This window comes from Myxococcus sp. AM011 (genome assembly GCF_013372595.1).
Taxonomy (GTDB): domain Bacteria; phylum Myxococcota; class Myxococcia; order Myxococcales; family Myxococcaceae; genus Myxococcus; species Myxococcus eversor.
The window spans coordinates 56,224-66,754 of sequence record NZ_JABXEM010000020.1 but is presented as its reverse complement, the minus strand read 5'-3'; the positions used below and the strand labels follow the sequence as shown (position 1 = coordinate 66,754).

Sequence of the window (10,531 nt, the reverse complement as noted above, 5' to 3'; positions counted from 1 at the left end):
GGTCTCCACGCTGCCCCTCGGCCGCCCCATCTCCAACACCCAGGCCTACGTGGTGGACGCCTCGCTGCGGCCCGTGCCCGTGGGCGTCCCGGGCGAGCTGCTCATCGGTGGTGAGGCCCTGGCCCTCGGCTACCTGGGCCGTCCCGAGCTGACGGCGGAGCGCTTCGTCCCGGATGACTTCAGCGTCGCGCCCGGTGCCCGCCTCTACCGCACCGGTGACAAGGTGCGCTGGCAGGCCGATGGGACGCTGGAGTTCCTCGGCCGCTTCGACTCGCAGGTGAAGCTGCGCGGCTTCCGCATCGAGCCAGGAGAGGTGGAGGCCGCACTGCTCACGCACCTCGAGGTGCGAGAGGCCGTCGTCATCGCCCGCGAGGACTCCCCGGGCAACAAGCAACTGGTGGCGTACCTGGTCCCGAGCGCGAGCGGGCCCCTGGACCTGAATGCGCTGCGCGCGCTCCTGAAGGCGAAGCTGCCCGAGTACATGGTGCCCTCGGCCTTCGTCTCGCTGGAGCAGCTCCCGCTGACGGCCAACGGCAAGCTGGACCGCCGGGCCCTGCCCGCTCCGGAGGCATCACCCCTGGAGTCCGAGCACGCCTTCGTCCCGCCTCGGGACGCGCTCGAGCTGGAGGTGGCCCGCACCTTCGAGGACGTGCTGGGCCTGCGTCCGATCGGCGCCCGCGGCCACTTCTTCGAGCTGGGCGGTCACTCGCTGATGGCCGTGCGCCTGCTCGCGGTGCTGGCCGAGCGAACCCGCCGACGCCTGCCGCTGAGCGTCCTCTTCCAGGCCCCCACGGTGGAGCGGCTCGCCGCCGCGCTGCGGACCGAGGCGGGCCCGTGGTCGCCGCTCGTGGCAATCCAGCGCAAGGGCTCGCGCCTCCCCTTCTTCTGCGTCCATCCGGTGGGCGGCAACGTGCTCGCCTACGCGGAGCTGGCGCGGCGGCTGGGCCCGGATCAGCCCTTCTACGGGCTGCAGTCGCAGGGCCTCGACGGCGCCCAGCCTCCACTGGAGTCGGTGGAGGAGATGGCCGCCTGCTACCTCGAGGCCATCCGCGCCGTGCAGCCCCGCGGGCCGTACCTGCTCGGCGGTTGGTCCATGGGCGGTGTGGTGGCCTTCGAGATGGCCCGGCAGCTCCAGGGGCGTGGCGAGCGGGTGGAGGTCCTGGCGCTCATCGACCCCAGCCCCGCGCGCACCGCCCGGGACGTGTCCGACGAGGTCGCGGTTCCCGACACCGTGGCGCTCTTCGCGAGGGACCTGGGCCGGCTCACGGGCCTCCAGCTTCCCGACCTGCCCGCGGACGCCGGGCCGGAAGAGCTGCTCCGGGCCGTCCTCGAGGAGGGCCGGAAGAGCGGTGTCCTCATCCCCGAGGCCGGACTGCCCGAGCTGCGCGCGTTGCTCCAGGTGTTCGCCGCCAACATGAGAGCCACGCGCCGGTACTCCCCGCGCGGCATCGACGGGCAGCTCGCGATGCTGCGCGCGGCGGACTCGGGCGACGTCTCCACCCCGGGGCGAGACCGCGGCTGGGGAGACAAGGCCACCCAGGGCGTGGAACTCCAGGAAGTGCCGGGAGACCACTACAGCCTGCTCCAGCCGCCCCATGTCGAGGTGCTCGCGGAGCGGCTGAGAGAGCTGCTCGACCGCGCCAGGCCAGCCGGCCAGACACGCAAGGGTTGGCGTCGATAGGGCTTACGACGCACCGCACCACCCCCGCCTGGTCCACTTCCAGGCGCTCGCCGCATCGCGCGGCGGCAGGAATCGAAAGCCCGCTCGCCTGTTCCGACCGCCGGGTAATAGTTCCCGACTTTTTGCTTGCTTGACCCTGGCGGTGGCATCCCGCAGAACGCGGCATCCCATGGCCCTGGAAAGGACCTGTCCAATGAAACGGTTGTTCCTGATTGCCACCCTTGTCGGCGCGGCCCCCGCCCTGGCCGACGAAGGCATGTGGACGTACAACAACTTCCCGTCCGCGAAGGTGAAGGAGAAGTACGGCTTCGAGCCCACGCAGGAGTGGCTCGACAAGGCCCGGCTCTCCTCCGCGCGCCTCGCCGGCGGCTGTTCCGCCAGCTTCGTGTCCCCCAACGGCCTGGTGATGACCAATCACCACTGCGCCCGCGGCTGTATCGAGCAGCTCTCCGGCGCGAAGAAGGACTACATCGCCAACGGCTTCTACGCGAAGTCCGAAGCCGAGGAGACGCAGTGCCCGGCGATGGAGATCAACCAGCTGGAGCAGATCTCCGACGTCACCGAGGCGCTGAACAAGGCGACCGCGGGCCTGACTGGCAAGCCGTACAGCGACACCCTGAAGGCGAAGATGGCCGAGATGGAGCAGGCCTGCTCCGCCGGCGACGCCAAGGTGCGCTGTGACGTCGTCACCCTGTACCAGGGTGGCAAGTACAACCTCTACAAGTACCGCCGCTTCCAGGACGTGCGCCTGGTGATGGCCCCCGAGCACGCCATCGCCTTCTTCGGTGGTGACCCGGACAACTTCGAGTTCCCCCGGTGGGACCTCGACGTGACGTTCCTGCGCGTCTACCAGGACGGCAAGCCGGCCAAGACGGAGAACTTCTTCAAGTGGTCGGAGAAGAGCGCCAAGGAGGGTGACCTCACCTTCGTGTCCGGCCACCCCGGCCGCACCTCGCGCGGGCTCACCATCGCGGAGCTGGAGTACCAGCGCGACGTGGCCATGCCGAAGATGCTCTTCACGATGTCCGAGCTGCGCGGCATGGTGACCGAGTTCCAGAAGCGCGGCCCCGAGCAGAAGCGCATCTCCAACAACCTGCTCTTCGGCGTGGAGAACGGCCTGAAGGCCACCAAGGGCCGCCTGGAGGCGCTCCAGGACAAGAAGTTCTTCGCCCAGAAGGTCGCCGCCGAGCAGGAGCTGCGCAAGAAGGTCGACGCGAACCCGGAGACGAAGAAGAAGTACGGCGCCGCGTGGGATGAGATCGCCAAGGCGCAGGGCCAGCTCGTCAACATCCGCAAGGACCTGGCCTTCGTCGAGCAGGGCAGCGGCCTGTCCTCCAGCCTGTACGGCATCGCGAAGACGCTGGTGCGCGCCTCCGAGGAGCTCCCCAAGGAGAACGGCCAGCGCCTGCGTGAGTTCAACCAGGCCAACCTGCCGGCCCTCCAGGCCCAGCTGCTCAGCCCGGCCCCCATCTACGCGGACCTGGAGATCCTCCGCCTGACGTTCGGCCTGACGAAGATGCGCGAGGAGCTCGGCTCCAACCACCCGTTCGTCAAGAAGGTCCTGGGCAAGGAGTCCCCCGAGAAGATGGCGGCCCGGCTGGTGAAGGGCTCCAAGCTCTGCGTCCTCAAGGACGTGAAGGGCTCCAAGATGTGTGACGTGGCCGTGCGCAAGAGCCTCCTCGACGGCGGCAAGGCGGCCATCGCCGCGTCCAAGGACCCGATGATCCAGCTCGCCCTCGCGCTCGACGCGGATGGCCGCGCGGTCCGCAAGAACTACGAGGAGAACATCGACGCGGTCATCAAGAAGAACGCGGAGCTGGTCGCCAAGGCGAAGTTCGAGGCCTATGGCACCAACCAGTACCCGGACGCGACGTTCAGCCTGCGCCTGTCCTACGGCTCGGTGAAGGGCTACATGGAGGACGGCAAGAAGGTGGACCCCGTCACCCAGATGGCTGGCACGTTCGAGCACGCCACGGGCGAGGATCCCTTCGCCCTTCCGCCGTCCTGGCTGAAGTCGGAGAAGCTGCTCGACGGCGCCACGGCGATGAACATGGTCACCACCAACGACATCATCGGCGGCAACTCCGGCTCGCCGATGATCAACAAGGACGCTGAGATTGTCGGCCTGGTGTTCGACGGCAACATCCAGTCCCTGGGCGGTGAGTACGGCTTCGACGAGTCCGTCAACCGCACCGTGGCCGTGCACAGCGACGCCATCATCGAGTCGCTGAAGAAGATCTACGGCGCCAACCGGGTGCTCGAGGAGCTCCGCCCGGGCAGCACCCAGATTCCCTCGGTCCCCACCAAGCCGGCCGGGTGATTCACCCTCGCTGACGGGGCCCGGGCTTCGAAACCCGGACCCCTGATGCACGAAGAGGCTGCCTGGGCACGTTCGCCAGGCAGCCTCTTTTCGTTTCCGCCCTGCCACCCTGCTCCGGCCTCACTCCCACTCGATGGTGGCCGGGGGCTTGGAGGACACGTCGTAGGCGACGCGGTTGATGCCGCGCACCTCGTTGGTGATGCGCGTGGAGATGCGCTCCAGCACGGGGTACGGCAGCCGCGCCCAGTCCGCCGTCATGCCGTCCACGCTGGTGACGGCGCGCAGCACGCAGGTGGACTCGTAGGTGCGCTCGTCGCCCATGACGCCCACGCTCTGCACGGGCAGCAGCACGGCGAAGGCCTGCCACAGCTCCTTGTAGAGCCCCGCGGCGCGAATCTCCTCCTGGACGATGGCGTCCGCGCGCCGCACCAGCTCCAGGCGGGCCTCCGTGACTTCGCCGAGCACGCGGATGGCCAGGCCCGGACCGGGGAACGGCTGACGGTTCACCATCTCCTCGGGCAGCCCCAGCTCGCGGCCGAGCGCGCGGACCTCGTCCTTGAACAGCTCGCGCAGCGGCTCCACCAGCTTGAGCTTCATCGTCTCCGGCAGGCCGCCCACGTTGTGGTGGCTTTTGATGGTGACGGAGGGGCCCTTGTACGAGACGGACTCGATGACGTCCGGGTACAGCGTGCCCTGCGCGAGGAATTCGGCGTCCTGGATGTCGCGCGAGGCCTCCTCGAACACGGCGATGAACTCGCGGCCGATGATCTTCCGCTTCTTCTCCGGGTCCGTCACGCCGGCCAGCGCGTCCAGGAACCGCGAGCGCGCGTCCACCGTCTTCAGCGGGACGTGGAAGCGGTCCACGAAGAGCGCCTCCACCTGGGCGCGCTCGCCCTGCCGCAGCACCCCGTTGTCCACGAAGATGCACTGGAGCCGGGGGCCGATGGCGCGGTGGAGCAACAGCGCCGCCACGGAGCTGTCCACGCCGCCCGACAGCGCGCAGATGACCCGGCCCTCTTCACCCACCTGCTTGCGGATGGTGGCCACGGCCTCGTCGATGAAGCCCTTCATCGTCCACGAGCCGCTCACCTTGCAGTCGTTGAAGAGGAAGGCGCGCAGCATGGCCTTGCCCTGCGGGGTGTGGACGACCTCGGGGTGGAACTGGAGGCCGTAGAAGGGCTTGCTCTGGTGGGCCGCCGCCGCGAAGGGCGAATTGCCACTGCGGCCAATCGCCTCGAAACCGGGCGGAAGCTCCTCCACCCGGTCCCCGTGGCTCATCCACACCTGGACCCGGTCTCCAATTCGGAACTCCGAGAAAGGCCCGCGCGGCGAGAGGACCTCCACCTCCGCGTTGCCGAACTCCCGGTGGGCGCCCCGGTCGATGCGCCCGCCCAGGAGCTTGGCGGTGAGCTGGAGGCCGTAGCAGATGCCCAGGACGGGGACTCCCGCCTCGAAGACGAAGGGGTCGCACCGGGGGGAACCAGGCGCTTCCACGGACGCCGGGCCACCCGAGAGGATGATTCCCCGGGGGGCGTACCGGCGGATGTCCTCCGCGGGGAGGTCCGGGCGGTGGATTTCGCAATAAACGCCCAGTTCGCGCACCCTCCGGGCGATGAGCTGGGTGTACTGACTCCCGAAATCGAGGATCAGGATCTTCTCGGCGTGCAGGTCCACCGGAGGTTCTCCAAGGGGGCGTCGTTGACGGCTGGGGGCCCTTATCGCTACAAACTTCCGGAAAGCAACGCCCAAGTCCCCTCAATTGTTCGAGGTCCGGATGCTCCGCCGCCTGTCCGCTTCCACTGCTGCGACCCTCTTGTTCCTCTCCGCCTCTGGATGCGTGAAGGAAATCTCCTCCGACGAGCGACTGGACCGCGAGACCCAGAACCTGGCTGTCAAAGACACGCCAGGGGTCTCCGAGCTCCAGAAGCTCACCTGTGACGACACCACCGACGCGCTGGGCAAGGCCCGCAACGTCAACCGCCCCGAGACTGACCGCCTCGTCGACTACATCGAGCTGTACTCCTCGCTGCGCAAGCGGACCACGACGTTCGAGGATGCGATGAACCGCAACCCGGACCTGAGCTACCGCGAGGGCAGCCAGCAGATCGTCAACGCGAAGGACACCTGCATCCAGCAGACGGCCGACGTGAAGGTCGAGTTCGAGACCTACATGCGCGAGCTGGTGGAGGTCCCCACCGTGCAGGAGATCAAGGGCGGCAACGCCGTCACCATCGCCCGGCTCGACTTCAACACCCTGCGCCAGGCGATTGAGACGCTGGAGCCCGACGACAAGGACTCCCTGCTCGGTCGCGTGGCCAACGCGGAGAAGAAGATCTCCGCCGCGTCGCCGCCTCCCGAGGACACGAGCGCCGGTGGCCGCAAGCCCCGGAAGTAGCCGCCGTCCCGGCTGACCGACGCCGGAAACGAAGGAGGGCCCCGCCTCGAGTGGCGTGGGCCCTCTTTTCGTTCCACCCGGGAGCCGCCCGCGCGCCTACTCCACGCGGTAGTTGGGGGCTTCCTCGGTGATGATGACGTCGTGGACGTGGCTCTCCTTGAGCCCCGCCGAGGTGATGCGCACGAAGGTCGCGTTCTTGCGCAGGTCGTCGATGGTGCCGCAGCCCACGTAGCCCATGCCGCTGCGGATGCCGCCCAGCATCTGGTGGACGTTCATCCCGAGCGTGCCCTTGTACGGCACCCTGCCTTCGATTCCCTCGGGAACGAGCTTCACCGCGTCCACGTCCGACTGGAAGTAGCGGTCCTTGGCGCCCTGCTTCATCGCCCCCAGGCTGCCCATGCCCCGGTAGCTCTTGTAGCTGCGGCCCTGGTACAGGATGACGTCTCCAGGGGCCTCCTCGGTGCCGGCGAAGAGCGAGCCGATCATCACCGTGCTGGCTCCGGCCGCGAGCGCCTTGACGATGTCGCCCGAGTACTTGATGCCGCCATCCGAGATGATGGGGATGTCGTGCTTGTCCGCCTCGCGGCAGCAGTCATCCACCGCGGTGACTTGCGGCACGCCCACGCCGGCGACGACGCGGGTGGTGCAGATGGAACCGGGGCCGATGCCCACCTTCACCGCGTCCACGCCCGCCATGATGAGCGCGCGGGTGGCCTCGGCGGTGGCGACGTTGCCGGCGATCAGCTCGAAGCCCTTGAAGTTCTTGCGGGTGTCGCGCACGCCGTCCACCACGCCCTTGGAGTGGCCATGCGCGGTGTCGACGACGATGACGTCCACGCCCGCCTTCACCAGCGCGTCGATGCGCGCCTCGCGGTCCGCGGACACGCCCACGGCGGCGGCGCACAGGAGCCGGCCCTTGCCGTCCTTGGCCGCGTTCGGGTTCGTCCTGCGCTTTTCGATGTCCTTGATGGTGATGAGGCCGCGCAGCTCGAAGTCGTCGTTGACGATGAGCAGCTTCTCGATGCGGTGCTCGTGCAGGAGCTTCTGCGCGTCCGCCTGGATGATGCCCTCGCGGCCAGTGACGAGCTTGCGCGTCATCACCGCTTCGACCTTCTGCGTGAGGTTGGTCTCGAAGCGCACGTCGCGGCTGGTGACGATGCCGACGAGGCGCCGGCCCTTCACCACCGGGATGCCCGACACGCCGTGGTGCCGCATCAGCTCGATGGCGCGGCCCAGCGGGGCCTCGGGGTCGATGGTGACGGGGTCCACCACCATTCCACTTTCGAACTTCTTGACCTTGGTCACCTCGAGCGCCTGCTGCTCGGGGGTCATGTTCTTGTGGATGACACCGATGCCGCCCTCTTGCGCCATGGCGATGGCGGTGCGCGACTCCGTCACCGTGTCCATCGCCGCCGACAAGAGCGGGATGTTCAGGCGAAGGTTGCGCGTGAGGCGGGTCGACAGGTCCGCATCCTTGGGGACGACCGAACTTTCGGCGGGCACCAGGAGGACGTCATCGAAGGTGAGTGCGAGCCGGATCTCGGGGTTCAACATGGGCGGCGCTCCCGGGGCGAAGGGCCCACGAGGCACCAGCGCCCCGAGGGTGCGGTTCCATACGAGGTACGTTCTCGCCACGCAACCTGGAAGGGTGGACTTTTTGACGCCCGTTCACTCGCACTTCAAGCGATAATCCACCCCAGGCTTTTCACTCACGTCTCAGGAACCGGGCTTTGACGGAATCGAATCAGGCGGCGGTCGGGTTGGTCGTGAAGCTGCCATTCGCGACGCCGGAGGAGTTCCTGGCGAAGTATGGCGGCAATGTCACCCGAGGTGGCATCTACCTGCGCGCGCGCGCGGTGAAGCCACCGGGGACGGCCGTCACGCTCGACCTGCGGCTGGCGAGCGGCGAGCGCCTCATCCACGCGCAGGCCGTGGTCCACTTCGTCACCGGACAGGGAGGCCAGGGCGTGGCGGGCATGGGCCTGCGCTTCCTGGGGTTGGACCCGCAGACGCGCCGCTTCCTCGACTCGGCGGTCGCCGCCCTGCCCCACGCCCAGTCGGACGTGCCCCCGGTCCCCACCGGCGTGGGCCCCGCGGACTACACCGTCCCACCTCCGCCACAGCAGGCGAACCCCCAGGTCGTCGCCGCCCAGGCGGCTCCCCCTCCCGAGGGGACTCCGGCCGCGCCCGCGACGATGATGTCGGATGCGGCGTTGGACCTGAGCACGGCGGAGCCCAAGCGCGCCGGCGTGGTGATTGGCATCGACCTGGGCACGACGAACTCGTGCGCGGCGTATGTGCGCAACGGCAAGCCCGGGGTGCTCAACAGCCGCGAGGGCCACAACACGGTGCCCTCCATCATCGCCGTCAACACGCGCGGCAAGCTGGTGGTGGGCCACCCCGCCAAGGGGCAGATGCTCACCAACCCCCGCAACACGGTGTACGGCTCCAAGCGCCTCGTCGGGCGCGCGTACGAGTCGCCCATCGTCGCGGCCATCAAGGACAAGTTCCACTACGAGATCTCCGCCGGAGAGAACGGCGACGCGGGCGTGAAGCTCGCCGACCGCGTGTACACGCTGCAGCAGATCTCCGCGCTCATCCTGCGCGAGGTGCGGGAAGTCGCCCAGAACCAGTTGGGCCAGCCGGTGTCGCGCGCCGTCATCACCGTCCCGGCGTACTACAACGACAACCAGCGCCACGCGGTGCGCGAGGCCGGCAAGCTGGCGGGTCTCTACGTCGAGCGCATCCTCAACGAGCCCACCGCCGCGGCACTCGCGTACGGCTACGGCCGCAAGCTCACCCAGCGCGTGCTCGTCTACGACCTGGGCGGCGGCACCTTCGACGCGTCGGTGCTGGAGCTGGCCGACAACGTCTACGAGGTCATCTCCACGGGCGGCGACACGTTCCTGGGTGGCATCGACTTCGACAACGCCATCGTCGCGTACCTGCTGGAGGAGTTTCAGAAGAAGACGGGCCGGGCCTTCCAGGGGGACCGGGTGGCCATGCAGCGCATCAACGACGCGGCGGAGCGCGCGAAGTGCGCGCTGTCGGAGCGCTCGGAGATGCGGGTGCACGTGGCCTTCGTCACGATGATTGAGGACAAGCCGTACGACCTGGACGTCACGCTGACGCGGCAGAAGCTCGTCGAGCTGACCGAGGGCCTCGTCGACCGCACCCTCCAGGTCTGCGAAGAGGTCCTCAAGGTGAAGAACCTGGGGCCCAAGGACATCGACGAGGTCATCCTCGTCGGAGGCCAGAGCCGCTTCCCGCTGGTGCACGAGAAGATTACCCGCCTCTTCAGCAAGCCGCCCAGCAAGGGCGTCCACCCGGACGAAGCGGTGGCCCTGGGCGCGGCGCTGCTGGCGCACAGCCTGGGACAGCTCGAGGGCGTGGTGCTCATCGACGTGCTGCCCATGGCCATTGGCGTGGGGCTGCCCGGCGGACGCTTCAAGGCCGTGCTGGAGCGCAACACCGCGCTGCCCTCCACCAAGAGCTACACGCTCTCCACGCACCGTGATGGCCAGACGGAGCTGGAGCTGACCGTGTTCCAGGGCGACTCCGACAAGGCGTCCGACAACGAGTACCTGGGCACGCTGAAGCTCGCGGGCCTGCCGAAGCTGCCTCGCGGCGCCGTGCAGGTGTCGGTGACCTTCGAGGTGAACAACGAGTCGCTGCTGAAAGTCACGGCGCGCGAGGCGTCCACGGCGCGTGAAGTGACGAGCACCTTCTCCACGCGCGACACACCCGACGCGGTGAAGGCGAAGCTGGCCCAGCTCGACGCGGAAGGGACGGCCGCCACCGCGCCAGGTTCGGCGTCCACGCCGACACGCACCACGAGCGCGACGACGAACCCCACGGCGGGTTCGGCTTCCACGTCGACGCGCACCACGAGCGCGACGGCGAACCCCACCGCGAGTCCGGCGCCAATGAGGGCCTCTGCGGGAGCTGCGACCACCTCGGCTCCTCGCATGGCTCCACCCAAAATCACCGCCGCGCCGCAATCCAACGTCCACGCGGTATCACCCGCGGTGAGCACGAAGACGCGAGGCTTCGTGCGCTGGCTCAAGGGCTTGTTCGGTCGCGCCTGAGTCGTGATTTGTCGCTGAGAGTGGATCAGCTCTTCTTCCACTTTCAC

General features: G+C 68.4%; 6 protein-coding genes. 4 read left to right on the top strand and 2 right to left on the bottom strand.

Annotated features, from left to right (window positions below; translation table 11 throughout):
- On the top strand, nucleotides 1-1,681 hold a 1,681-nt coding region (locus tag HUW62_RS06530; protein WP_176433888.1), incomplete at its 5' end, for a thioesterase domain-containing protein.
- Nucleotides 1,682-1,874: 193 nt separating this feature from the next.
- Nucleotides 1,875-4,001 (top strand): S46 family peptidase, encoded by a 2,127-nt coding sequence (locus HUW62_RS06525; protein WP_163871102.1) that lies wholly within the window; start codon nucleotides 1,875-1,877, stop codon nucleotides 3,999-4,001.
- A gap of 120 nt (nucleotides 4,002-4,121) precedes the next feature.
- Here HUW62_RS06525 and guaA read toward each other — a convergent pair whose 3' ends face one another.
- Nucleotides 4,122-5,675: a glutamine-hydrolyzing GMP synthase gene (gene guaA, locus HUW62_RS06520; protein WP_163871103.1), complete on the bottom strand. Its 1,554-nt coding sequence runs from the start codon at nucleotides 5,673-5,675 to the stop codon at nucleotides 4,122-4,124.
- A gap of 100 nt (nucleotides 5,676-5,775) precedes the next feature.
- Between guaA and HUW62_RS06515 the strand changes: the two genes are divergently transcribed.
- Complete coding sequence (locus HUW62_RS06515) at nucleotides 5,776-6,396, top strand: hypothetical protein (RefSeq protein WP_176433887.1); 621 nt, start codon at nucleotides 5,776-5,778, stop codon at nucleotides 6,394-6,396.
- A gap of 96 nt (nucleotides 6,397-6,492) precedes the next feature.
- Here the strand turns inward: HUW62_RS06515 and guaB are convergent, their stop codons facing one another.
- Nucleotides 6,493-7,950 (bottom strand): IMP dehydrogenase, encoded by a 1,458-nt coding sequence (gene guaB, locus HUW62_RS06510; protein ID WP_163871105.1) that lies wholly within the window; start codon nucleotides 7,948-7,950, stop codon nucleotides 6,493-6,495.
- A gap of 176 nt (nucleotides 7,951-8,126) precedes the next feature.
- Here guaB and HUW62_RS06505 point away from each other — a divergent pair, with 176 nt between their 5' ends.
- The gene (locus HUW62_RS06505) at nucleotides 8,127-10,484 is read left to right on the top strand and encodes a TIGR02266 family protein (RefSeq protein WP_176433886.1); all 2,358 of its coding nucleotides are present in this window, start codon (nucleotides 8,127-8,129) and stop codon (nucleotides 10,482-10,484) included.
- Nucleotides 10,485-10,531 lie beyond the last annotated feature (47 nt).